This is a genomic window from Mycobacterium sp. TY814 (assembly GCF_030755175.1).
In the GTDB taxonomy this organism is placed as follows: Bacteria; Actinomycetota; Actinomycetes; order Mycobacteriales; family Mycobacteriaceae; genus Mycobacterium.
This window is the reverse complement of record NZ_JAUFRY010000001.1, coordinates 2,216,356-2,238,879: the sequence shown is the minus strand read 5'-3', so window position 1 is coordinate 2,238,879 and position 22,524 is coordinate 2,216,356. Positions and strand designations below refer to the sequence as shown.

The window sequence follows — 22,524 nt, the reverse complement described above, 5'->3', positions numbered from 1 at the left end:
CTCAGACGCACACTCGATTTCCGTGGGTACGGGCGGCGATCCGCCGCAGCATCCGGCGCACCACGATCCGGTGGGCCCCGCTGCCGATGACCAGTGCGCGGTACACCTTGCCGCGCAAGCCCGGGAAAGCGGCAAATGTCAACGCGCGCAACCGGACTCCGCCGCCGTCCGGGTCCAGCTCGTACACCAGGCGATAGGCCGCGAACGGGTGGCGGCCCTTTAGTGCGAGCCGGCGCGGCGGGGTGGCCTCCTCGAGGGCGAAGCCGAGGGGAACAGTGCGGGGGTCTGCGGGATCGCGACAGGTCTTGGCCAGCAGCGCGGCCCAGGCTTGTGCCGGGGAGGCGGGTATCGCGATAGCATGCTCATCGATATAGGGTAATCGTTCCATATAGAAGGACCATACTAGATCGTGGCACCTCCGCGGAAGCACGAAACCGACCTGATTCTGGATGCGACCCGGGCGCTGGTGCTCACGGCCGGCCCGCGGGCGGCCAGCGTCGCGGCGATAGCCAAAGCCAGCGGCGCCCCGGCCGGCACGCTGTACCACCGTTTCGGCAATCGCGACGGCGTGGTGATGGCCGCCTGGTTGCGGGCGCTGGACCGGTTCCAGCAGCGCGCGCTCGCGGCGACCGGCGACACCGCCGTGGACCACGCCGTGGCCATGGCCGTGTCTGCCATCGCCTTCGCACGTGAGTTTCCCGACGACGCGCGACTGTTGCTGACCATCCGGCCGGCCGACCTGGTCGACGGCCACTCCGACACCAAATTCCGGGAGACCCTGGCCGCGATGAATGCGCCGCTGACCCAGCGGATGCACGAGTTGACGCACCGGCTCTACGGCAGCGGCGAGCCGCGGGCTCAGGACGCGGTGTACCGCGCCGTCTCCGATCTGCCCTATGCCGTGGTGCGTCGTCACGCTCAGGACGATCCGATGCCGGATTGGCTGGAAGCCGATGTCGCGGCTGCCGCCCGCGCGGTGCTGCATAGTTATGGGGAGAAAGGGGATGAGGCGGATGGAATCACTTGATGTGGCGATGTTTCCCCTCGAATCGGCGCTGTTGCCGGATGAGGATCTGCCGTTGCGCATCTTCGAACCCCGCTACGCCGCGCTGGTTCGGGATTGCCTGGACAACCCCGACCCCCGCTTCGGCGTGGTGCTGATCTCCCGCGGCCGCGAAGTCGGCGGGGGGGACGCGCGCTGCGACGTCGGCACCCTGGCGACCATCGTCGACTACGCCGACGCCGGCGCGGGCCGCTACGCCCTGCAGTGCCGGATGGGCGAACGCATCAAAGTGCTGCAGTGGTTGCCGGACGACCCCTACCCGCGGGCCCGGGTGCAGGTGTGGCCCGACGAGCCCGGGCCGCCGTTGACCCCCGCCGCGTTCCTCGACGCCGAGGACCGGGTGTGGGCGTTGTTCGAGCGGATCGCCGAGATGCAGGGTGCTGAACTGCCGAGCCGGGACGCGGTATTCGACTACGAAGAAGGCGCCGAGCTGTCACACCTGCTGTACGCGTTGGCATCTCGGGTACCGATGGGACCGGCCGACCGCTACGCCGTCCTGTCGGCACCGTCGGCCGCGGACCGGTTGGCCGCGTTGCTCGACGCGGTGGACTCGGTTGCCGCGATGGTGGAGTTTCAGTTGTCGGAGTGATCGACCCGAGGGGCGGCCTCGACTATCAGGTCCAGAAATCGTTCAACGGTATGGCGTACTTGTCGTTGTAGGTCAGCGTGGTCAGCGGCGTTCCCGCGGTTGGACTCAACGCGTATTCGAGTGTCGACATCAGGCCGTAGTGGTCGTAGCGGGTGTTGGTGACGAAGTGCCCGGATTGCATGCCTCCGAACGTCACGGCCGCGTCGTTCGGGATGATCACCGTGTTGATGAGGTTGCCTTGGTTGCCGATGCCCAGGGACAAGTTGTTGTAGTCCTCGTCGAACGTGATGATGATCGCCGACTTCGCGTTCGCATTGTTGGTGTTCCACGACGCCGAGTTCTGGATGGTGGAGACCGTCTGCTGGAGAAAGTGGTCGCCGGCCGCGACGTTGTATTGGTGGTTGGTGAGCTGGCTGGCAAGCCAATTCGCTGCACCGGTCGGGAAATCGACCGGACCTTCCATGTTGTAGGAACCGTCGGCTGCGATCCACGAGAACCTCGGGGTGGTTGCCGTGGACTGTAGGTCAATGCTCAACTGTGTCAGCGGCTGCAGGTGGGTCTGCAGGTAGCCCGGATTGGGGTTGTTGTAGACGTAGGTGAACTGGGCGAAAGGTAGCGCGTCGACGGCGTAGTCCCCGGACGACACGATGGCGCCCGGATACGGCATTCCCTGCGCATAGCCCACCCACGAGATACCGGCGTTGTCCATGGCTTCCATCAGGCTGGGGGCGTTGATGGACGGCGAGGTGGGGTTGTAGATCAGGCCGAAGTCCGATCCGCCCATGATCCGGAAGTAGTTCGGGTCGCTGGGGTGGCCCAGTGCGTAGTAGTTGTTGGCGTAGCCGTAGGAGTTGAGCAGGCTGTTGAGGTAGGGAGCGTTGACGCTGCCCAGGATGTCGGCGGCGCCCTTGTTCTCCATGTAGATCAGGTAGACGTGGTCGAGTTGGCCGACGTTCGACGTGGGCACCGTGAGCACCGGCGCGGCCAGGGTGGGGTCGCCGACCGTGAACGACAGGTTGTCGGCGAAGGCGCCGTTGTAGTTGCCCAGGATCGGGTTGCGGTCGGTGAAGGTCGCGGTGACGACCGCGGAGGTGGTGCCGACCGGGACCGTGCCGGAGATATCGCGGGCCTGGAATCCGGTCATCCCCAGGCGGTCGATCGTCGACACCGGCCCGATCGAGCCGGTCCCCAGCGCGACCCCGTTGGCATTGAGGAAGGTGACCTGGACCGAGGTCGAGGACGGGTCCAGGAGGTAGCCGCCGAGCAGTCCGCTGAGGGTATAGGGGACGGTGCCGGTGTTGATGTTGGCCGTTGCGGCGGCCAGATTGACGGTCTGGCTGATCGACGACGTGGCCACGGGACCGCCGCCGGCGAAGTTGCTGCCCGCGCCCGGGGAAGGGTTGCCGGGGAAGCCCAGGCCCAGGAAATTCGGCAGCGTCGGGAACGGAGTCGACGTCGGCGAGGGATAAGTGAGCGCGGTGCCGTAGGGAATGATCGTCGGGGTGCCGGTGACCGTCCAGCCGGGGATGGTCACCGAGCTGAAGCCCGTTATGGACGGGCTGGCAGATTCGAAGCTGCCGTTGACGAGCAGGTTGGGGCTCATGGGCAGGCCGGGGATGCCGTTGTGGCCGGCGAGCCAGCCGCCGGTGCCGATGGTGCCGGGGCGGCCGAGCAGGTTGAGGGTGGGGGAGTAGCCGCCGTTGCCGCCGTTGCCGCCGTTGCCGATGAGCACCGAGTTGCCGCCGATGCCGCCGCGGCCGCCGCTTTGGCCGGGCGCGGCTTCTGCGCCGGGTCCTCCGGAACCGCCGTTGCCCAGTAGTGAGCCGCCGGTTCCGCCGTAACCGCCGGCGCCGCCGGGGCCTGCGACGGAGATTCCGCCGGCACCGCCTGCCCCGCCTACGCCGAGCAGATTCGCGTTGCCGCCGATCCCGCCCTGACCGCCGAGGAATCCGGCGCCGCCTGCCCCGCCGGCACCGCCGGAGCCCAGCAGGCCGGCGGTGCCGCCGGGTCCGCCCAGGCCGCTGGCGCCGGCTTGGCTGGTGCCGCCGGCCCCGCCGGCCCCGCCGGTGCCGATGAACTGTCCGCCTGCGCCCCCGGCCGCGCCGGGGCCGGCGGTCGTGATGCCGATGCCGCCGTCACCGCCGGCGCCACCGGCGCCGATCAGCGAGCCGCCGATGGTGCCGGCGCCGCCGCCGAAGATCGAACCGCTGATGCCGGACGGGCCGCCGGCCCCGCCGGGACCGCCGATGTCGCCGGCGCCGCCGACCCCGCCGCCTCCGCCGGTGGCGCCGAGCAGCCCGCTGAAGGCGCCGCTGGCCCCGCCGACCCCGCCGCCGCCGCCGCGCAGACCCGCGGTCGTGGCCCCGGCCATGCCGCCGCTGCCGCCCGCGCCCCCGCCGCCGAACAGCCCACCGGTCCCGCCGGCTCCACCACCGCCGCCGTTGGCGTCGACCCCGGCCGGGGCGCCGGCGCCGCCGGCCCCGCCGCTGCCGCCGGTGCCGAAGAACAGCCCGCCGTTGCCGCCCTGGCCGCCCGCGCGCCCGACCCCGGTGGCACCGAATCCACCGGCCCCGCCGGTCCCGCCGGTGCCCAACAGCCCGGCGGCACCGCCAGGTCCACCGGGGATGCCGTTGGCGCCGGACCCGCCGGCTCCACCGTCGCCGAGCAGCCACCCGCCCGGACCGCCAGCGGCGCCGGTGCCGGCCGCACCCGGGGCGCCGTTGCCGATCAGTGGGCGCCCGGTCAGCGCCACACTCGGGGTGTTGATCACGTTGAGCGCCGCGGCGGGCAGCAGCAGGCCGTTGGCGCCGGTGGTGCCGGTGGCGCCGGCCACGATGCCCAGCCCACCCACGCCGCCGACCCCGCCGAGGCCGAGGAGTACCGCTTTGCCGCCGGGGCCGCCGGCCCCGCCCGCGTTGAGCGGGGCGCCCTGAGCGCCGGCTCCGCCGGCCCCGCCACTGCCGACCAGCAGCGCTCCGGCTCCTCCGGCTCCACCGGCCCCGCCGGCCCCGGCGCCCGCGAAGCCTCCGGCCCCGCCGACCCCGCCGAACCCGAACCAGCCAGCATCCCCGCCGGCCCCACCGTGGCCGCCGGTGCCCGCGCCGAATGTGACCCCGCCGGCCCCGCCGATACCCCCGGAGCCCAGCGCACCGGCGTGCCCGCCGGCTCCGCCGGCGCCGCCGTCTCCGAGCATGCTGGTGCCCCCGGTCCCACCCGCGCCGCCGTTGCCGAACACCGGGCCGGCGGCGCCGCCGGTCCCGCCGGCTCCGCCGGCCCCGGTCAGCCCCAACCCGCCGGTGCCGCCGCCACCGCCGGCGCCGAACAGCGGGCCCCCGGCTCCACCGGTCCCACCGATGCCGCCGACAGCCCCGGCTCCGCCGGCGCCACCGGCCCCGCCGCCGGCCCCGACCAGCCCGCCGAGCAACCCGCCGGCTCCACCGGTTCCACCAGTCCCGCCGGCACCCGTGTCAGAAAGCCCGCCGATCCCGCCGACCCCGCCCGCGCCGAACAAGCCGCCGGCCCCACCGGCCCCGCCTGCACCCGCGGTCCCGGCCACCACGAATCCGCCGGTCCCACCGGCCCCGCCGGTACCCAGCAGCCAGCCCCCGGCGCCGCCGGCGCCGCCGGTTCCACCTCCGATACCTCCGGCGCCGCCGGATCCCCCGCTGCCGATCAGTCCCGCGGCCCCGCCGGCCCCACCCGCTAAACCGGCCTGCCCGGACCCGCCGGCCCCACCGTCACCCAGCAGCCAGCCGCCGGCGCCGCCGCCGGCGCCGGTCCCGGGAGCGCCGTTGGCGCCGTTGCCGATCAGCGGACGCCCCGTCAACGCGACCACCGGACCGTTGATCGGAGCCAAAAGCTGCTCGCCCAGCGCATGCAGATCCACGTTCTGCAGCGCCGACAGATTCACCGCCTCCGCGCTGGCATACGCGCCCGCCCCCGCACTCAACGCCTGGGCAAACTGCGCCTCGAAGACCGCCGCCTGCGCATCCAGCGCCACAAACGTCTGCGCGTAATTACCGAACAACCCCGCAATCGCCGCCGACACCTCATCAGCGGCGGCCGCCGCCACCGACGTGGTCGACGGCGCCCACGACGCCGTCGCCTTCCTGACCGCCTCCCCGATCCCACTCAAATCCGCCGCCGCCGCGGCCAGAGCCTCAGGTGCTGCGATCAGAAAAGTCGACATCTGCGGCTCCCATCATTGGGGCGAGCTGAACGGCTAAATATATTTCAGAAAATCCATAATGCGAAGACCTGGGCTGCCGTGTCCTACGGCGCCTGTCGGCCGAATTCGCGCAACGACTCGATCTGCAGCGGATCCAGCGAGGGCCGCACCTTTTCCCGGGCGGCGGCCAGGTCGGCCGCAGTGACGTCGGCGGCGTCGATGGAGCGCCGCATCGCCGTCAGCGCGGCCTCGCGCAGCAGGGCCACGCAGTCCGCCGCGCTGTATCCGTCCAGTCCGGCAGCCACCGCATCCAGGTCGACATCGGAGCTCAGCGGAATGGATTTGCCTGCGGTGCGCAGGATTTCGCGCCGGGCATCGGCGTCGGGCGGTTCGACGAACACCAACCGCTCCAGCCTGCCCGGACGCAGCAGTGCCGGGTCGATCAGATCCGGCCGGTTGGTGGCGCCCAGCACGACGACGTCGCGCAGTGGGTCGATCCCGTCCAATTCGGTCAGCAACGCGGCCACCACACGGTCGGTCACGCCCGAGTCGAAGCTCTGGCCGCGCCGCGGCGCCAGCGCGTCCACCTCGTCGAGGAAAACCAGTGACGGTGCGGAATCCCTTGCACGCCGGAACAATTCGCGGACTGCCTTCTCCGAGGAGCCCACCCATTTGTCCATCAGCTCGGAGCCTTTGACGGCGTGCACGCTCAGCTGGCCGGTGCTGGCCAGGGCGCGGACCACGAAGGTCTTGCCGCAGCCCGGCGGGCCGTAGAGCAGCACCCCGCGTGGCGGGTCGACGCCGAGACGGGAGAAGGTGTCCGGGTGCTGCAGCGGCCACAGCACCGCCTCGGTCAACGCCTGTTTGGCCTCCACCATGTCGCCGACGTCGGCCAGCGTCACGCTGCCGACGGTGACCTCCTCGCTGGCCGAGCGGGACAGCGGCCTGATCACCGACAGCGCGCCGATCAGATCCTCCTGGCTGAGTTTGGGTGGCTGGCCGTCGGCGCTGGCCCGCGACGCGGCCCGCAGCGCCGCTTCGCGCATCAGCGCCGCCAGGTCGGCGACGACGAAACCTGGTGTCCGCGAGGCGATCTCGTCGAGATCGAGTTCGGTGACGGGCACCTTCTTCAGCAACGCCTCCAACAGCGCCTTGCGGGTTCCGGCGTCGGGCAGCGGCAGGCCCAGTTCACGGTCGCACAACTCCGGGGAGCGCAGTCGGGCATCGATCTGGTCGGGTCGCGCCGTTGTGGCGATCACCGCGACGCCGTCGGTGGCCACGGCCTTGCGCAACTCGGTGAGGATCAGCGCGGCGACCGGGTCGGGAGCTTCCGGCAGTAGGGCGTCGACGTCGGTGATCAGTAGCACCCCACCGCCGTCACTGACCGTGGTGACCGCTGTCGACACCGCGCGCAGCCGGTCCTCGGCGGCCAGTGCGCCAATGGCCGGGCCGTCCACCTCGACCAGCCTGCGCCCGGCGCACACCGCACGGACCAGCGTCACCTTGCCGACACCGGCGGGCCCCGACACCAGGACACCGAGATTGGTGCCGGCGCCCAGGGACTTCAACAGATGCGGCTCGTCCAGGGCGAGCTTGAGCCACTCGGTGAGCTTGGCCGCCTGCGGCTGCGCCCCCTTGAGCTCCTCGACCTGCATCTCCGGGGTCGAGACGTCGACGGCCGGGATCAGCCGGGATGTGTCGGGGACGGCGGTGCCCCAGCTGACCAGCGTGTTGGGCTGGACGCTGACCGGTCCGTGCGGGTCGACACCGGTCACGGTCAGCAGCTCGGAGGTCCAGCTGATCCCGACCGACGACGCCAGCGCGCGGGTGGCGGTCGACGTCGACGTGCCGGGGCCCAGGTCGCGCGGCAACAGCGACACCGCGTCGCCGACCGTCATCACCTTGCCCAGCAGGGCCTGGCGCAGCGTCGCCGGGGACAGCGACTGCGTGGCCAGCGTCGAACCGCTCAGCGTCACGGTGCGCGCCCCGTAGACGGTGACCGCGCTGACGATCACCTCGGTGCCTTCCCGCAGCCCCGCGTTGGACAGTGTGACGTCATCCAGCAGCACGATGCCGATCGGGATGTCGCCGGTAGCCATGCCCGCCACTGCGGCGGTGGTGCGAGACCCGGTGAGTGACACCGCATCCCACTCCCGGATGCCCAGCGCGACGATGGTGCTCGGGTGCAGCCGGACCACACCGCGGCGCGAGTCGACCGCGGACGTGTTCAGCCGCGCGGTGAGAGCGAGCTGATTGGGCCGGGTCACGTCACCTGCCCGGCTTGCGCAACCCGAGCCGCGCCATCGACCGTCGGTGCGGCTGGGCGCGTCGGGTCGCGCGCCGGGCGGCGCGTCGTTGCTTGTTGTCGTCTTCCCACGCTTCCGGGTGTTTGGCCAGCCAGCGCTTGCTGCGCACCGCGAACGGGATGTGGCACACGTAGGAGATGATGATGATCCAGATCAGAACATAGGGCGCCAGCACCGCGGCCGCGGCGGCGATGGCCAGCACCGCCAGCAGTGGGGCCGCCCAGTTCGGCGGCACGGCCAGGGTGTGGAACTTCTTCATCGGGATCGCACTGACCATCAGCAGCGAGGTTCCCGTGATCCATAGGCCCAGGAACCAGATGGACGTCCACCACCCCTCGCCGAACTGCAGTTTGAGGCCGATCGTCCCGATCATCGACACCGCGCCGGCCGGGGCGGGCATTCCGACGAAGTACTCCTTGGCATAGGGCGGCAGCGTCCCGTCGTCCTGCTGGGCGTTGTACCTGGCCAGTCGCAACACCACACACACCGCATACAGCAACACCACCGCCCAGCCGACCGGCCACTTGGACAGCATCGTCACGTAGACCACCAGGGCCGGGGTCACGCCGAAGTTCACCGAGTCGGCCAGCGAGTCGATCTCGGCGCCCATCCGGGACTGTGCGTCGAGGATGCGAGCTACCCGGCCGTCCAGCGCGTCGAGGATGGCGGCCACGGCAATCAGCGCCATTGCGGGGATCGGCTTGTGGTCGAGGGCGAACTTGATCGAGGTGAGGCCGGCGCAGATGGACAGCACGGTCATGGCACTGGGCAGCAGGTGCAGCGCCTCGGTGCGCCGGACCCGTGGTTTGTTGATCATGAGAGCTCCGCCAGGACGGTCTCGCCGCCCAGCGTGCGCTGGCCGAGGGTGACGATCGGCTGGGCTCCCGGCGGCAGGTAGGTGTCCAGCCGCGAGCCGAACCGGATCAGTCCGTAGGTTTCCCCGATCGCGAGCCGGTCGCCGACGTGCGCGTCGCAGACGATGCGGCGTGCGACGAGACCGGCGATCTGGACGACGACCAGGTCCTCGCCGTTGTCCATCCGGATGCGGACGCTGGTGCGCTCGTTGGCCTCGCTGGCCTCGGGAAGATCGGCGGAAAGAAAACTGCCCGGACGGTGCTGGACGGCGATCACCTCACCGCTCACCGGTGCCCGCTGTACGTGGACGTCCAGGATGGACAGAAAGATGCTGATCCGCGGGCGTGGCACGTCACCCATGCTGAGTTCGGCGGGCGGGACCGCGGTGTCGATCACGCAGACCGTGCCGTCGGCGGGCGCGACAACGGCGCCGGGCCGGGTGGGCGGCACCCGCGTCGGGTGCCGGAAGAACCCCGCGCAGGCGCCGGCCGCCAACAGGCCGGTCCGGCGCAGCCACCGGTGCCGGTATCCGATCGCGGCCAGGGCCAGGCCCGCACCGATGAACGGCCGCCCGCCCGGGTGTACCGGGGGAACGGTGTCGCGCACCAACTCGATCAGGTGAGCGGGACCTTGAGAAGAGCCAGGGCGTCGTGCCACGCGGGTCATCTTACGTATGCGTGTATCGGCGGCGTGGTTCGTTGGGCCCCGGGCAGGGAAAGTAGACAGCGAGCCTGCTTGTTTCTAGGAGTCCGATATTCCGACCCCATGCCTCAATACCGCGGCATTGCGCCGGGCAAAGATCGGCGTTACCGCGACGTTCGTCGCTCACGCCGTGGTGTTCTCGTCCTGGGCAGCCCATATCCCGCAGGTCAAGGCGGCCCTCGGGTTGTCCGACGGGGCACTGGGAACGGCGTTGTTCGGGGCGCCCCTCGGTTCGGTCGCGGCGACCTTGTGCAGCCACTGGGCGCTGCCGCGCTGGGGGAGCCGCCGGTTGGTGCCCGGGCTGCTCACCGGCTATGCGTTCGCCGCGATGACGGTCGGGCTGGCCACATCAGGCTGGTGGCTTTTTCTGAGCCTGATGCTGTGGGGCTGGTTTCAGGGCGCGCTGGACGTCGCGATGAACACCCAGGCCGGCACCGTCGAGCGGCTGGCGCGCGCCCCGATCATGGCCCGGTTCCATGGCATGTGGAGCGTGGGTGCGCTGCTGGGTGCGCTGATCGGTGCGGCCTGCGTCAGCGTCGGCATCGGGCTCGAACCACAGCTTGTGGTGCTGGGGGCCGTGGTGCTGGTGCTGGTCGGGCCGCTCACGTTGCGCTTGACCGTCGACGACAACGTCGACTCAGCAGCAGAAGGGCGAGGGCGCACCTGGACCCCGATGGTGGCGATTCTGGCGGCGGTGGCATTCGCGTCGTTCCTGTGCGAGGGAGCCGCCACCGACTGGTCGGCGAACTACGTGCACGACGTCGTCGGCGCCGGCGCCGGGGTGTCAGCGCTGAGCTATGCGGCCTACACCCTGGCGATGGTCGTCATCCGGTTCGGTGCCCTGCGCCTGCACGCCCGCGTCCCGGCGCGCCGGCTGCTGCCGGCGCTGGCTTTGGTCGCCGCCGTCGGCATGAGCATCACGCTCATCGCTGCCGATCCGGTGGTCAGCGTGATCGGGTTCGCCGGCGTGGGGGCGGGGGTCGCGCTGTTGGTGCCCACGGCATTCAGCGCCGCCTATTCGGCCGGCAGCGGCGGCTCGGCGATCGCCCTGGTCGCCGCGACGGGCTGGGTGGGCTATCTGCTCGGCCCGCCGCTGATCGGCCACCTCGCTCAGTGGGCCGGTCTCTCGGCAGCACTGGTCACCATTCCGGTGGTGCTCTCGGTCGCCGCTGCGGCGATCGCGGCCACCTCCGCTTTCGATGCGGCCGACGAATTCCACCGGAATTAGCTCAGGTCCCACACCTGCAGTTCGGTGCCGGCCGGCACCTCCACCACGTCTTCCGGAATGTCCAACAGTGCGTTCGCGGAGGCCAGCCAGCGCAGGTGATGCGACGCCGGCGGGCCGTAGCTGGTGACCTGTCCCGCGGCGGCGTCCAGGATGGCGCGCCGGAACTGCCGCTTGCCACGCGGCGACGTCACCGCCTCGGTGAGCACCGCGGACCGCTTCGGCCGCTCGGGGTTCGGCAGCCCCATCGCCGTGCGCAGCGCCGGCCGGATGAACACCTCGAAGGACACCAGCGCGCTGACCGGGTTGCCGGGCAACGTGACGATCGGTGTGCCCGCCACGAAACCCGCGCCCTGCGGCATGCCCGGCTGCATCGCCACCTTGACGAACGCCACGCCTTCACCGCCTTGCACGCCGTGGGGACCAAAGGCGTCCTTGACCACTTCGTAAGCGCCGGCGCTGACGCCTCCACTGGTGATGATCAGGTCCGCGTCGGCCGCGTACCGGTCCAGGATCGCGGTGAATTGCGCGACGTCGTCACCGGCGGTCGCGGTGGCAACCACGTCGGCGCCGGCTTCCCGGACCGCGGCCGCCAGCATCACCGAGTTGGACTCGTAAATCTGTCCGGGCCGCAGCGGGGTGCCCGGTGCCACCAGTTCGGATCCGGTGGACATCAGCAGCACCCGTTGCCTCGGGACCACCGGCAACTCGGCCAGCCCCAGCGCGGCAAGCAGTCCGAGGGCGGCCGGTGTCACCACCTCGCCGGCCGTGAGCACGATGGTGCCGGCCTCGACGTCCTCGCCGGCCCGGCGGATGTGTCTGCCGGCCTCGGAATGCTGCCGGATCTGCACGGACTGCGCGCCGCCGTCGGTGGCCTCTACCGGCACGATGGCCGTCGCGCCGGCCGGCAGCGGTGCTCCGGTCATGATCCGGTGCGCGGTGCCTGGTTGCAGGGTCAGCTCGTCGGTGCGGCCGGCCGGGATGTCCTCGGCGACCGGCAGCACCACCGGGTGCTCGGGCGTCGCGCCCGCGGTGTCCTCGGCGCGCACCGCATAGCCGTCCATCGCGGAGTTGTCGAAGACCGGCAGCGACAACGGCGCGACGACGTCCCCGGCCAGCGCCAGGCCCAGGGCGTCGGTCAGGGCCGCGTTGACGGCGGGACGGGCCGCGATCATCTGCGCGATCGCGTGCTGATGCTCGGTGACGGAACGCATGTCAGACCGGGAACTTCACGCCGGTGAGTTCTTCGGAGACACTCCAGAGCCGGCGTTGCAGCTCTGCGTCGTGCGACTGCGCGCTGGACTGCACCAGCATCGGGTGCCCGCGTTGCTCACCGAGACCGTCCGGGCCGTAGTACTGACCGCCTTCGACCGCCGGGTCGGTGGCCGCACGCAGCGTCGGCAGCGCACCGGCCTCCGCGCTCTGGAAGAGCAACGGTGCGAGCGCGTTGAGTGGCCGCAGGATACGGGGGACGTTGCGGGCCAGTTCGGTGGCCGAGCCGCCCGGGTGCGCGGCGACGGCGATGGTGTGCGCCTTCCCGGCTTGCTGGGCGGCCGACAGCCGGCGCTGCAGCTCGTAGGTGAACAGCAGATTGGCCAGCTTCGACTGTCCGTACGCGCCGATCCGGCTGTAGCTGCGTTCCCACTGCAGGTCGTCGAAGTGGATCGCGGCGCGCATACGGTGGCCGAGGCTGCTGACCGTCACCACCCGGGAGTCGCGCACGCCGAGCAGGTGGTCGAGCAGCAGCCCGGTCAACGCGAAGTGCCCGAGATGGTTCGTGCCGAACTGCAACTCGAAACCGTCCGCGGTCAGCTCCTTCGGCGTCCACATCACGCCGGCGTTGTTGATCAGCAGATCGATGCGCGGATAGGCGCTGCGCAGCTCGTCGGCCGCCCGGCGCACCGACGCCAGCGAGCTGAGGTCGAGTTCGGTCAACGTGACCTGAGCATCGTTCTTGGCGGCGACGATCCGGGACAGCGCGGCGTTGCCCTTGTCCAGGTTGCGTACCGCCAGCACCACGTGGGCACCGGGGAAGGCCAGGGCGGCAGCGGTGTGGTAGCCGAGCCCGGTGTTGGCGCCGGTGACGACCACGGTGCGCCCGCTCTGGTCCGGGATGTCGGCGGTCGTCCACTTGCGGTCTTGAATGCTGTTGGAAGCCATGGCCCGAACATACTCACGCGCAACCCCGGCGCGGCGGCACGTACATTTGAGAACGTGGTTACCGGGATGCGCCAACGTCATTCCCCAGGCCGGCCGTCGGTGGGCATCATCGGCGCCGGCGCGGGCGGTATCGCGATGGGCATCCAGCTCGCTGCCGGCGGATACGACTTCACCATCTTCGATCGCGCCGACGGCTTCGGCGGGACCTGGCGGCACAACACCTTTCCCGGTGCGGCCTGCGATGTGCCGTCGCATCTCTATTCGTTCTCCTTCGCGCTCAATCCCCGCTGGAGCAAGACCTATGCGAACCAGCCCGAGATCCTCGCCTACCTCGAACGGGTTGCCGCCGACCATGGGCTGGAACCCCACCTGCGGTGCGGGACCTCGATCAGCACGGCGCGGTGGTCCGGCCGGTGTTGGACGCTGCAGACCGAGGACGGTGACGAGCACGAGTTCGACTACGTGGTGAGCGCGGTCGGCATGCTCGACGTTCCGCACGTGCCGGACATTCCGGGTGCGCGACGGTTCCGCGGCCGGCAGTTCCATTCGGCCCGCTGGGATCACACCAGGTCGACGGCCGGTGAGCGGGTGGCTTCGATCGGCACCGGCGCCAGTGCCGTGCAGTACGTGCCGGCGATCGCACCGCAGGCCGCTCACCTGACGGTGTTCCAGCGGACCCCGATCTGGATCGCGCCACGCTTCGACTTCCCGTTCACCGCCGAGCAGCACGAGCTGTTCGAGCGCGATCCGGCCGAGGCCCGCAAGCTGCGCGAGGAGGCCTTTGCGTCCTACGAGTCGTCCAGCTTCGACGTCGACGCGGCCCAGACCCACGAGCAGACCGAGCTGGCGCGCAGCTACCTGATGCGCAAAGTGGTGGACCCGGTGTTGCGGGCCAAACTCACACCGGACTACCCGGTGGGCTGCAAGCGGCCGCTGCAGTCCCGCGAGTGGTATCCGACCTTCGCGCTGCCGCATGTCGAGCTGGAGACCACCTCGATCGCCGAGTTGACCGAGCACGGCGTGCGCACCGTCGATGGAGTCGAACACCGGGTCGACACCGTCATCTACGGCACCGGGTTCAAGGCTGCCGACTACCTGGCCAGCATCGACGTCTACGGCGAGGGCGGCCGCCGGCTGCGCGACGACTGGAGTGACGGCGCCGAGGCCTACCTCGGCACGATGGTGGCCGGATATCCGAACCTGTTCACCCTCTATGGGCCCAATACCAACGGGGTCAATTCGATCCTGTACATCCACGAGGCGCAGACGACCTTCATCCGGCACATCCTGGACACAGTCGCGCAGCGGGGGGCGCGCGCGGTCGTGGTGACCGAGGCCGCCCAGCGGCGCTACAACGACGAACTACAGGCCGCCATGGAAGGCAAGGTGTGGCTGGCCAACTGCAACAGCTATTACCGGCATCCCAGCGGCAAAGTGGTGACCCAGCTTCCGTTCAGCGGCCGGACGTTCTTCGAACGCACCCGCGCGATGGTCGCCGGCGACTATCTGCTGAGTTGACCCTCGCGGGGTATCTGCTACTCGATGATGTGGTTGTCGTGCGCGGCGAACCACTCGCGCCGCTCGTCGTCGGTCATGTCGGCCAGCGCCGGGAACCCTTCGAAATAGGCCTCGCGCGGTGCACCCGGCGCGAAGAGCATCAGCATCGATGCAGGTTCGTCCATCTCGTTGCGGAACCCGTGGATGCCGCCGGGCGGGACGTAAAGGAAGTCGCCCTGGCGGGCGTCGACCCAGTCTCGCCCGTCGTAGAGACGCATGGTGCCGGCCAACACGAAGAAGGCCTCGGACATCGCACGGTGGAAATGCGGGCCCGGCCCGCCGCCGGCCGGAGCGATGTCGACGCGGTACAGGCCGTAGTAGCCGTCGGTGGCCTGCTGATTGGCCAGGTAGTGGTACTTGACCCCGAAGTTCTCATAGTCCGGCGGTTCGTCGGCCCGCTTGAGCCAGGCGCTGACCTCCGGTTCCGCTTTGGTGTATCGCGGCGGGGGGTAAGGCGGCACTACCAGGGACATCGCTCCAGTGTGCCCCGTGCGGGCGGCAGGATTCCCTCCGCCGAGCATGAATTTCACGACGCGCCACGCCGGTGACGCGTCGGGTACTTCACAACGGGCGCTTCAGCCCACGGCGAACGCGGCGGTCCACGCCCCGGGCGATCTTGCACTCGGCATAGGCGAGTGCTAATAATGACGTTGGCACTCGACATAGGCGAGTGCTAGGTCGGGACGGTGAGGTCCAGCGACAAACCGCTGTGACCGTCCGTCGCGGGCACTGCGCCCGGCCAGCGTAAGTAACGGGGTGGCCCACCATTGGTCAGCCCGTATCATCCCCAATCCGGAGGAATCACTTCGCAATGGCCAAGACAATTGCGTACGACGAAGAGGCCCGTCGCGGCCTCGAGCGGGGCCTCAACGCCCTCGCCGACGCGGTAAAGGTGACGCTGGGCCCCAAGGGTCGCAACGTCGTCCTCGAGAAGAAGTGGGGCGCCCCCACGATCACCAACGATGGTGTGTCCATCGCCAAGGAGATCGAGCTGGAGGACCCGTACGAGAAGATCGGCGCCGAGCTGGTCAAGGAAGTCGCCAAGAAGACCGACGACGTCGCCGGTGACGGCACCACGACGGCCACCGTGCTGGCGCAGGCGCTGGTCAAGGAAGGCCTGCGCAACGTCGCTGCCGGTGCCAACCCGTTGGGTCTGAAGCGCGGCATCGAGAAGGCGGTGGAGAAGGTCACCCAGACCCTGCTCTCCTCGGCCAAGGACGTCGAGACCAAGGAGCAGATCGCGGCCACCGCGGGCATCTCCGCGGGCGACCAGTCGATCGGTGACCTGATCGCCGAGGCGATGGACAAGGTCGGCAACGAGGGCGTCATCACCGTCGAGGAGTCCAACACCTTCGGCCTGCAGCTCGAGCTCACCGAGGGCATGCGGTTCGACAAGGGGTACATCTCGGGCTACTTCGTCACCGACGCCGAGCGTCAGGAAGCCGTCCTGGAGGACCCCTACATCCTGCTGGTGTCCAGCAAGGTGTCGACCGTCAAGGACCTGCTGCCGCTGCTGGAGAAGGTCATCCAGGGTGGCAAGCCGCTGCTGATCATCGCCGAGGACGTCGAGGGCGAGGCGCTGTCGACCCTGGTCGTCAACAAGATCCGCGGCACCTTCAAGTCGGTGGCCGTCAAGGCTCCCGGCTTCGGTGACCGCCGCAAGGCGATGCTGCAGGACATGGCCATCCTCACCGGTGGTCAGGTCATCAGCGAAGAGGTCGGTCTGTCCCTCGAGACCGCCGACATCTCGCTGCTCGGCAAGGCCCGCAAGGTCGTCATCACCAAGGACGAGACCACCATCGTCGAGGGCGCCGGTGACCCCGACGCCATCGCCGGCCGGGTGGCCCAGATCCGCGCCGAGATCGAGAACAGCGACTCCGACTACGACCGCGAGAAGCTGCAGGAGCGCCTGGCCAAGCTGGCCGGCGGTGTTGCGGTGATCAAGGCCGGCGCTGCCACCGAGGTGGAGCTCAAGGAGCGCAAGCACCGCATCGAGGACGCCGTCCGCAACGCCAAGGCGGCCGTCGAGGAGGGCATTGTCGCCGGTGGTGGCGTGGCCCTGCTGCAGTCGGCTCCGGCCCTGGCCGAGCTGAACCTCTCGGGCGACGAGGCGACCGGTGCCAACATCGTGCGCGTGGCGCTCGAGGCTCCGCTGAAGCAGATCGCCTTCAACTCCGGGCTGGAGCCCGGCGTGGTGGCCGAGAAGGTTCGCAACTCGCCCGCCGGCACCGGCCTGAACGCCGCCACCGGTGAGTACGAGGACCTGCTCAAGGCCGGCGTTGCCGACCCGGTCAAGGTGACCCGTTCGGCGCTGCAGAACGCGGCGTCCATCGCGGGCCTGTTCCTGACCACCGAGGCCGTCGTGGCCGACAAGCCGGAGAAGGCGGCCGCTCCGGCGGGCGACCCGACCGGTGGCATGGGCGGTATGGACTTCTAAGAGGTCAACGAGAAGCCCGGCTCCTCCAAGGGAGCCGGGCTTTTTCGTGTGATAGGGGGTAGTCATGGACGTTCCGGACTGGGTGTGGGCCCTGACCATCGTGGCGATCGTGGGCCTGCTGGCCTTCGACTTCGTCTTCCACGTCCGCAAGGCGCATGTCCCGACGCTGCGGGAAGCCGCGTTGTGGTCGTCGGGTTACGTGGGCGTCGCCGTGCTGTTCGGCGTCGGCCTGCTCTTGTTCGGCAGCGGGGAGGCGGGTCCGGAGTACTTCGCCGGGTACGTCACGGAGAAGGCGCTGTCGGTCGACAACCTGTTCGTCTTCCTGGTGATCATCGCCAGCTTCCGGGTCCCGCGTGAGGACCAGCAGAAGGTGCTGTTGTTCGGGATCGCCTTCGCCCTGATCGCCCGTACCGGGTTCATCTTTCTCGGCGCGGCGCTGATCAATGCGTTCGCGTGGGTCTTCTACCTGTTCGGCCTGATCCTGTTGCTCACCGCGGGCAGTGTGCTGAAGAACGACCACGACGACGACGATCGCAAAGCCGACAACTTCGTCATCCGGCTGGCCAAGAAGGTGATCCGCACCAGCGAGCACTACGACGGCGACAAGCTGTTCACCACCATCGACGGCAAGCGGGCGATGACGCCGATGCTGCTGGTCATGGTGGCTATCGGGGGCACGGACATTCTGTTTGCGCTGGACTCGATCCCGGCCATCTTCGGCCTCACCCAGCACGTCTACATCGTGTTCACCGCGACGGCGTTCTCACTGCTCGGTCTGCGGCAGCTGTATTTCCTGGTCGACGGCTTGCTGGACCGGCTCATCTACCTGTCCTACGGACTGGCGGGGATTCTCGGCCTCATCGGCGTCAAGCTGATCCTGCACGCCTTGCACGAGAACAACGTCCCGTTCATCAACGGCGGTGAGCCGGTGAAAGTCATCGAGATCAGCACCTGGACGTCGCTGACCGTGATCGTCGGTGTCCTGATCGTCACCGTGGTGGCCTCCCTGCTGAGCAACAAGGGCAAGGCGATGACGGCGATTGCGAACGCCCGCCGGCACGCGACGGCCTATCTGGACTCGGAGTACACCCACGACCCCGAGGAACGCGAACGCATCTTCAACAAGTTGCTTGCCGAGCGCGATCAGATCATGGACATGAAGCCGAAGTACCGTCAGTTGGTCCGGGACGAGCCGGCACTGCGGGAACTGCTCGACCGCGCGGCCGATAAACACGACGAGGCCGTCGAGCGTGGCGAAGCCCAGCCGTTCGTCCGCAAGGGACTGACCTCGTAGGCTACGACCCGGCGTCGGCCGGCAGCGAGAACACGACGCAGTCGTGCAGGCAGCCCTTGGCTGCCGAAGGAGAATCGGCATTGCGGTGCAGCAGCGCGCGCGTGGGGGTCACGTCGCAGCGCACCGTGTCGGCGCCGGCATCGGAAATCTCAGCGTGGCCGTCGACGATCAGCGAATAGCCGCCCGGTGCCGGCGGCGGCCATACCAGCGTGACGTCCCTGCGATGTGCCAGGTTGTTCCGGGTTCCCCCGCCGATCAGCCCGACATCGAGCACCGCCAGGTCACGCAGCACCGGCTCAACGGTCACGGTATGCGCGCGGTAGTCGTCGTCCACGGTGATCAGATAGGCGAACGGATAGTCCGGCAGGGTGTCCGCCAACCGCTGGAAGTCGACCGGTTTGGTCTTTGCAGCCACGAATCGAGGATAGGCGCGTGGCTACTCGGTGCGGATCGGGAACTGGATAACCCGGCTCTGGTCGCCGGTGTCGCGCTCGGCCGCCGGGTAGAAGTTGGACTTCGGAATGCCGGAGTTGGGCAGGCTCGGGGCACCGATGCCGGATTCGCGACCGAGCGTGGTCCGCACCCCCGGGTCGCTGGTGCTGGGGTTGACGAAGCCCGTCACCGGGGTGCTGGCCGAGGTCCGCAGGCCTGCGTTGGCGGCCGGGCTGCTGGTCGGGTTGGCCGAGACCGATCCCTGAGCGCCGCTGTCGACGGCTGCCGCCGGCGCGGATGCCGGGGCGACCATCGGGGTGCTGCTCAGGCCCGAGTTCAAGGCTCCGGCCAGGCCGGTGTGCAGGCCGCCGGTATTCGCCAGGGCCGAGCTGAGCAGCCCCGAACTCAGCGCCGCCGTGCCCAGGCCGCCGGTGGCGTAGTGCGCGGAGTTGGCCAGGCCCGCCTCCAGGCCGGTGCCACCCAGGCCGGCGTTCTGCAGTCCGGAGCCGAGGTAGCCCATCGATCCGCTGAACCCGGTGTTGACGCTGCCCGAGTTGCCCAGGCCGGTATTCAGGGAGCCCGAGTTGCCCAGGCCCAGGTTCCCGTTGCCGGAGTTGAAAAAGCCGGTGTTGCCGGTGCCGGAGTTGCCGAATCCGGTGTTGCCGCTGCCCGAGTTGAACCCGCCGAAGCCGAACTGCTTGTCGCCGGTGAGGCCCATGCCCAGGACGTCGCTACCGGTGTTGCCGATGCCCAGGTTGTTGCTGCCGAAGTTCCCCAGACCCAGGTTGTTGTTTCCGGTGTTGCCGATGCCGAGGTTGCCACTGCCGCTGTTGCCGGCGCCGACGTTGCCGCTGCCGCTGTTGCCGATACCGAAGTTGTAGTTGCCGGCGTTGTTGTTGCCGATGTTGCCGCTGCCGGTGTTGCCGAAGCCGAAGTTGATGGTGCCGTTCTTGCCGATGTCGATGCCGAGGTTGCGCAGGACCTGCTGCCAGGGCGCCAGTTGAGCGGCCGCCGCCGACGCGTCGAAGTGGTAGTTCGCCATGGCAGCCACGTCCAGCGCCCACATTTGCTCGTAGGCGGATTCGGTGTCCATGATGGCCGGCCAGTTCATGCCGAAGAAGTTCGTCGAGGCGAGCATCTGCACCAGACCGCGGTTGGCCGCCACCACCGCGGGCTGCACGGTGGCGGCCACCGCCGTCTCGAACGCGACCGCCGTCGCGGCGGCCTGCGCGGCCGCCTGCTCGGCCTGAACCGCGGCTGCACTGAGCCAGCTCATGTACTGGGTGGCGACGACCATCATGGCGGCCGCCGAGGCGCCCTGCCATGATCCACTGGTCAGCTCCTGGGTGACGGAACTGAATGACGACACCGCTGAAGCGAGATCTTCGGCCAGACCGCCCCATGCGGAGGCAGCAGAAAGTAGCGGTCCCGCGCCGGGACCGGCAAACATCAATGCCGAGTTAATCTCTGGCGGCAACCACGCGAAATGCGGGCTTGTCACCACCCAAACTTACCCGGCACAGCCTTTTACCGTGGGCGTATCGGGTAACCCGCTACCGTTAATTCGCAGCGGCCCGTCAGACGGCAACCGGCGCGGGCCGGCGTCCGCGGACCAGCTTGCCCGGGCGCGCGGAGGTGGGCACACCGTTCTCGGCGATCACTTCTCCGGAGACCACGGTGGCGACGTAGCCTTCGGCGGTCTGATCCAGCCGGCGTCCACCCGCCGGCAGGTCGTAGGTGATGACCGGCTTGTGCAGCCGCAGCCCGGCGTGGTCGATGACGTTGAGATCCGCCTTGAAGCCGACGGCGATGCGACCGCGGTCGGCCAGGCCGGCGATGCGGGCCGGCACCGAGGTCAGTTCACGGATTGCTTCGGCCACGCTGAATCGCCCCGAGCTACGGTCACGCGCCCAGTGGGTGAGGAAGTAAGTGGAGTAGCTGGCGTCGCAGATCATGCCGTAGTGGGCACCCCCGTCGCCCAATCCCAGCACCACGTCGTCGCGGTGCAGGAGTTTGCCCACGGTGTCCAGCGAGTTGCCCTCCATGTTGCTGGTGGCGACCAGCAACATGGCCCGGCCGTCGTCGTCCAGAAGCCGGTCGTAGGCCTCTTCCATCGGGTTGACACCGCGGGCCCGGGCCCGCGCGCCGATGCTGTCGGCCGGGTCCGGCTCGTAGTTGGGGTTGTCGTCCAGCGGGAAAATCCAGTCCCACATCTGGGCCACGTAGAGGATCGGATGACCCGCGCCCGGCTTGTCGGCCAGGATCTTGGCGCGCACCTCGGGCTTGCGCATCTCGGCGACCCGCTCGGCCAGCGGCAGGTGCGCGATCTCGCGGTAGCTCGGGTAGAGCACGAAGGGGTTGGCCGTCAGCTGCAGCCCGATGATCAGCCCGATCGGACGCGGCAACAACTGCGCGGTCACCCGGATCTCATCGGTGACACTGTTCGCCTTCTCGATCATCGTGATGGCGTCCGGCCATGTCGGATCCCCGGCGTTGCCCACCACCAGCGTGAACGTCACCGGAAGCCCGACGTCCTCGGCGACGTCGAACACTGTCTGCAGCACCGGCTGGTACCCCCCGGCCGGGATGTCCGGCACGAACTGCAGCAAGCCGCCGCCACCGTCGACGACGCCCCGCGCGATCTCCTCGATCTCCTCACGGGCCGCGTCATAACTCGGAATCGGCGCTCCGCTCTCGGTCTTGTGGATGGTGAGCCTGGAGGAGGCGAATCCCAGCGCCCCGACTTCGATGGCCTCGGTGGCCAGCGCGCGCATCTTGGCCAGGTCCTCAGGGGTCGCCGGCTCGCGGTCGGCGCCGCGCTGGCCCATGACGTAGACGCGCAGCGGAGAGTGTGGCAGGTAGGCGGCGACGTCGATGTCTCGCGTGCCGGACTCCAGCGCGTCGAGGTATTCCGGGAAGGTCTCCCAGGTCCACGGCAGGCCGTCGGTCATGACCACCCCGGGAATGTCCTCGACGCCGGCCATCACGTCGACGAGTACGTCGTGGTCCTCCTGGCGGCAGGGTGCGAAGCCGACGCCGCAGTTGCCCATCACCACCGTGGTCACGCCGTGCGCCGAGGACGGCGTCAACCGGTCCGACCAGATGGCCTGGCCGTCGTAGTGGGTGTGCAGGTCGACGAAGCCCGGCGTGACGAGCAGGCCGGTCGCATCGATCTCCTTCGTCGCGCCGGCGCCGTTCAGGGCGCCGACCGCCGCGATCAGCCCGTCCTGCACCGCGATGTCGCCGACGTAGGGTTCACCTCCCAGTCCGTCCACGATGGTGCCGTTGCGGATCAGAAGGTCGTAGGTCATCTAATTAATCTACGACCGTGTCGGTGGCTCGTGCCAGGATTCGGCATGTGATTGACCACATGGGAATCAACTGTGCCGATTACCCCGCCGCCCAGCGGTTTTACGACACTGTGCTCGGTGTGCTCGGCTGTTCACGGCAAATGGACTTCGGCGTGGCGATCGGCTACGGGCGTGACGGCAAGCCGGATTTCTGGATCGCCGACGGCTCGGCCCTGGGGCCGAACCGGGAGGTGCACCTGGCATTCCAGGCCGCCGACGAGGCGGCGGTGCGCGCATTTCACGAGGCGGCGGTGAGCCTGGGCGCCGAGTCGTTGCATGCCCCGCGGCTCTGGCCGGAATACCATCCCGGGTACTTCGGCGCCTTCGTGCGAGACCCGGACGGCAACAACGTCGAAGCGGTCTGGCACGGCGCGCAAGCGTAGCGT

The 22,524-nt window shown here is 69.4% G+C and carries 17 protein-coding genes and 2 pseudogenes; 7 read left to right on the top strand and 12 right to left on the bottom strand.

Translation table 11 applies throughout. The features are described 5' to 3' along the window. Position 1 precedes the first annotated feature (1 nt). On the bottom strand, positions 2-388 hold the full coding sequence (locus QXH22_RS09930; protein WP_306242688.1) for a hypothetical protein: 387 nt from the start codon (positions 386-388) through the stop codon (positions 2-4). A 21-nt stretch (positions 389-409) separates the two neighbouring features. Here QXH22_RS09930 and QXH22_RS09925 point away from each other — a divergent pair, with 21 nt between their 5' ends. Both QXH22_RS09925 and QXH22_RS09920 read left to right on the top strand, forming a co-directional pair. Beyond that, on the top strand, positions 410-1,027 hold the full coding sequence (locus QXH22_RS09925) for a TetR/AcrR family transcriptional regulator (RefSeq protein ID WP_306275465.1): 618 nt from the start codon (positions 410-412) through the stop codon (positions 1,025-1,027). Beyond that, positions 1,005-1,652, top strand: coding sequence for an LON peptidase substrate-binding domain-containing protein (locus tag QXH22_RS09920; RefSeq protein WP_371934178.1), 648 nt, complete (start codon positions 1,005-1,007; stop codon positions 1,650-1,652). Before QXH22_RS09925 ends, QXH22_RS09920 begins: the two co-directional genes overlap by 23 nt. A 25-nt stretch (positions 1,653-1,677) precedes the next feature. On the opposite strand, the pseudogene QXH22_RS09915 reads toward QXH22_RS09920, so the two are convergent. From QXH22_RS09915 to QXH22_RS09895, 5 genes and pseudogenes are all read right to left on the bottom strand, one after another. Then, positions 1,678-2,520: pseudogene (locus tag QXH22_RS09915) on the bottom strand (alkaline phosphatase family protein); the annotation flags it as partial. A 1,569-nt stretch (positions 2,521-4,089) separates the two neighbouring features. After that, positions 4,090-5,841, bottom strand: a pseudogene (locus tag QXH22_RS09910) (PE family protein); the annotation flags it as partial. Positions 5,842-5,924: 83 nt separating this feature from the next. Beyond that, positions 5,925-8,087 carry an AAA family ATPase gene (locus QXH22_RS09905; RefSeq protein WP_306242683.1) on the bottom strand — a complete coding sequence of 721 codons (2,163 nt, stop codon included), beginning with the start codon at positions 8,085-8,087 and terminating at the stop codon, positions 5,925-5,927. A 1-nt stretch (position 8,088) separates the two neighbouring features. Beyond that, positions 8,089-8,943 (bottom strand): CDP-diacylglycerol--serine O-phosphatidyltransferase, encoded by an 855-nt coding sequence (gene pssA / locus QXH22_RS09900; RefSeq protein WP_306242681.1) that lies wholly within the window; start codon positions 8,941-8,943, stop codon positions 8,089-8,091. Then, positions 8,940-9,638 (bottom strand): phosphatidylserine decarboxylase, encoded by a 699-nt coding sequence (locus tag QXH22_RS09895; RefSeq protein WP_306242680.1) that lies wholly within the window; start codon positions 9,636-9,638, stop codon positions 8,940-8,942. The genes pssA and QXH22_RS09895 overlap by 4 nt, the downstream gene beginning before the upstream one ends. Positions 9,639-9,765: 127 nt before the next feature. Here QXH22_RS09895 and QXH22_RS09890 point away from each other — a divergent pair, with 127 nt between their 5' ends. Next, positions 9,766-10,911, top strand: coding sequence for an MFS transporter (locus QXH22_RS09890; RefSeq protein WP_306242679.1), 1,146 nt, complete (start codon positions 9,766-9,768; stop codon positions 10,909-10,911). Here QXH22_RS09890 and glp read toward each other — a convergent pair. Next, entirely contained in the window at positions 10,908-12,122 is a 1,215-nt protein-coding gene (gene glp / locus QXH22_RS09885; RefSeq protein WP_306275464.1) for a gephyrin-like molybdotransferase Glp, read from the bottom strand. The two genes, QXH22_RS09890 and glp, sit on opposite strands and share 4 nt — an antisense overlap. A 1-nt stretch (position 12,123) precedes the next feature. Next, entirely contained in the window at positions 12,124-13,068 is a 945-nt protein-coding gene (locus tag QXH22_RS09880) for an SDR family NAD(P)-dependent oxidoreductase (RefSeq protein ID WP_306275463.1), read from the bottom strand. A 54-nt stretch (positions 13,069-13,122) separates the two neighbouring features. Here QXH22_RS09880 and QXH22_RS09875 point away from each other — a divergent pair, with 54 nt between their 5' ends. After that, on the top strand, positions 13,123-14,586 hold the full coding sequence (locus QXH22_RS09875; RefSeq protein ID WP_306242673.1) for an NAD(P)/FAD-dependent oxidoreductase: 1,464 nt from the start codon (positions 13,123-13,125) through the stop codon (positions 14,584-14,586). A 17-nt stretch (positions 14,587-14,603) separates the two neighbouring features. On the opposite strand, the gene QXH22_RS09870 is transcribed toward QXH22_RS09875, so the two are convergent. Beyond that, a complete protein-coding gene (locus tag QXH22_RS09870) occupies positions 14,604-15,098 on the bottom strand; it encodes a cupin domain-containing protein (protein ID WP_306242671.1) in 495 nt (164 codons plus the stop codon). A gap of 338 nt (positions 15,099-15,436) precedes the next feature. Between QXH22_RS09870 and groL the strand changes: the two genes are divergently transcribed. Next, positions 15,437-17,062: a chaperonin GroEL gene (groL, locus tag QXH22_RS09865; protein WP_306242669.1), complete on the top strand. Its 1,626-nt coding sequence runs from the start codon at positions 15,437-15,439 to the stop codon at positions 17,060-17,062. 64 nt (positions 17,063-17,126) lie between these two features. Further along, on the top strand, positions 17,127-18,356 hold the full coding sequence (locus QXH22_RS09860; RefSeq protein WP_306242666.1) for a TerC family protein: 1,230 nt from the start codon (positions 17,127-17,129) through the stop codon (positions 18,354-18,356). A 1-nt stretch (position 18,357) separates the two neighbouring features. On the opposite strand, the gene QXH22_RS09855 is transcribed toward QXH22_RS09860, so the two are convergent. The 3 genes from QXH22_RS09855 to QXH22_RS09845 all read right to left on the bottom strand — a co-directional run bounded on the left by QXH22_RS09855 (position 18,358) and on the right by QXH22_RS09845 (position 22,099). Next, positions 18,358-18,771 carry a pyridoxamine 5'-phosphate oxidase family protein gene (locus QXH22_RS09855; protein ID WP_306242660.1) on the bottom strand — a complete coding sequence of 138 codons (414 nt, stop codon included), beginning with the start codon at positions 18,769-18,771 and terminating at the stop codon, positions 18,358-18,360. A gap of 21 nt (positions 18,772-18,792) precedes the next feature. Further along, a complete protein-coding gene (locus QXH22_RS09850) occupies positions 18,793-20,289 on the bottom strand; it encodes a PPE family protein (protein WP_306242656.1) in 1,497 nt (498 codons plus the stop codon). A gap of 76 nt (positions 20,290-20,365) precedes the next feature. Further along, positions 20,366-22,099 (bottom strand): amidohydrolase family protein, encoded by a 1,734-nt coding sequence (locus QXH22_RS09845; protein WP_306242654.1) that lies wholly within the window; start codon positions 22,097-22,099, stop codon positions 20,366-20,368. Between the two features lie 47 nt (positions 22,100-22,146). On the opposite strand from QXH22_RS09845, the gene QXH22_RS09840 reads away from it, so the two are divergent. Next, on the top strand, positions 22,147-22,521 hold the full coding sequence (locus QXH22_RS09840; RefSeq protein WP_306242652.1) for a VOC family protein: 375 nt from the start codon (positions 22,147-22,149) through the stop codon (positions 22,519-22,521). The last annotated feature ends 3 nt before the right edge of the window (positions 22,522-22,524 follow it).

What these genes read in the sequence shown, in the direction of transcription:
- QXH22_RS09870 (WP_306242671.1), bottom strand. Translation starts at nt 15,098, where the DNA reads ATGTCCCTGGTAGTGCCGCCTTACCCCCCGCCGCGATACACCAAAGCG.
- QXH22_RS09860 (WP_306242666.1), top strand. Translation starts at nt 17,127, where the DNA reads ATGGACGTTCCGGACTGGGTGTGGGCCCTGACCATCGTGGCGATCGTG.
- glp (WP_306275464.1), bottom strand. Translation starts at nt 12,122, where the DNA reads ATGCGTTCCGTCACCGAGCATCAGCACGCGATCGCGCAGATGATCGCG.
- QXH22_RS09930 (WP_306242688.1), bottom strand. Translation starts at nt 388, where the DNA reads ATGGAACGATTACCCTATATCGATGAGCATGCTATCGCGATACCCGCC.
- QXH22_RS09920 (WP_371934178.1), top strand. Translation starts at nt 1,005, where the DNA reads ATGAGGCGGATGGAATCACTTGATGTGGCGATGTTTCCCCTCGAATCG.
- pssA (WP_306242681.1), bottom strand. Translation starts at nt 8,943, where the DNA reads ATGATCAACAAACCACGGGTCCGGCGCACCGAGGCGCTGCACCTGCTG.
- QXH22_RS09845 (WP_306242654.1), bottom strand. Translation starts at nt 22,099, where the DNA reads ATGACCTACGACCTTCTGATCCGCAACGGCACCATCGTGGACGGACTG.
- groL (WP_306242669.1), top strand. Translation starts at nt 15,437, where the DNA reads ATGGCCAAGACAATTGCGTACGACGAAGAGGCCCGTCGCGGCCTCGAG.
- QXH22_RS09880 (WP_306275463.1), bottom strand. Translation starts at nt 13,068, where the DNA reads ATGGCTTCCAACAGCATTCAAGACCGCAAGTGGACGACCGCCGACATC.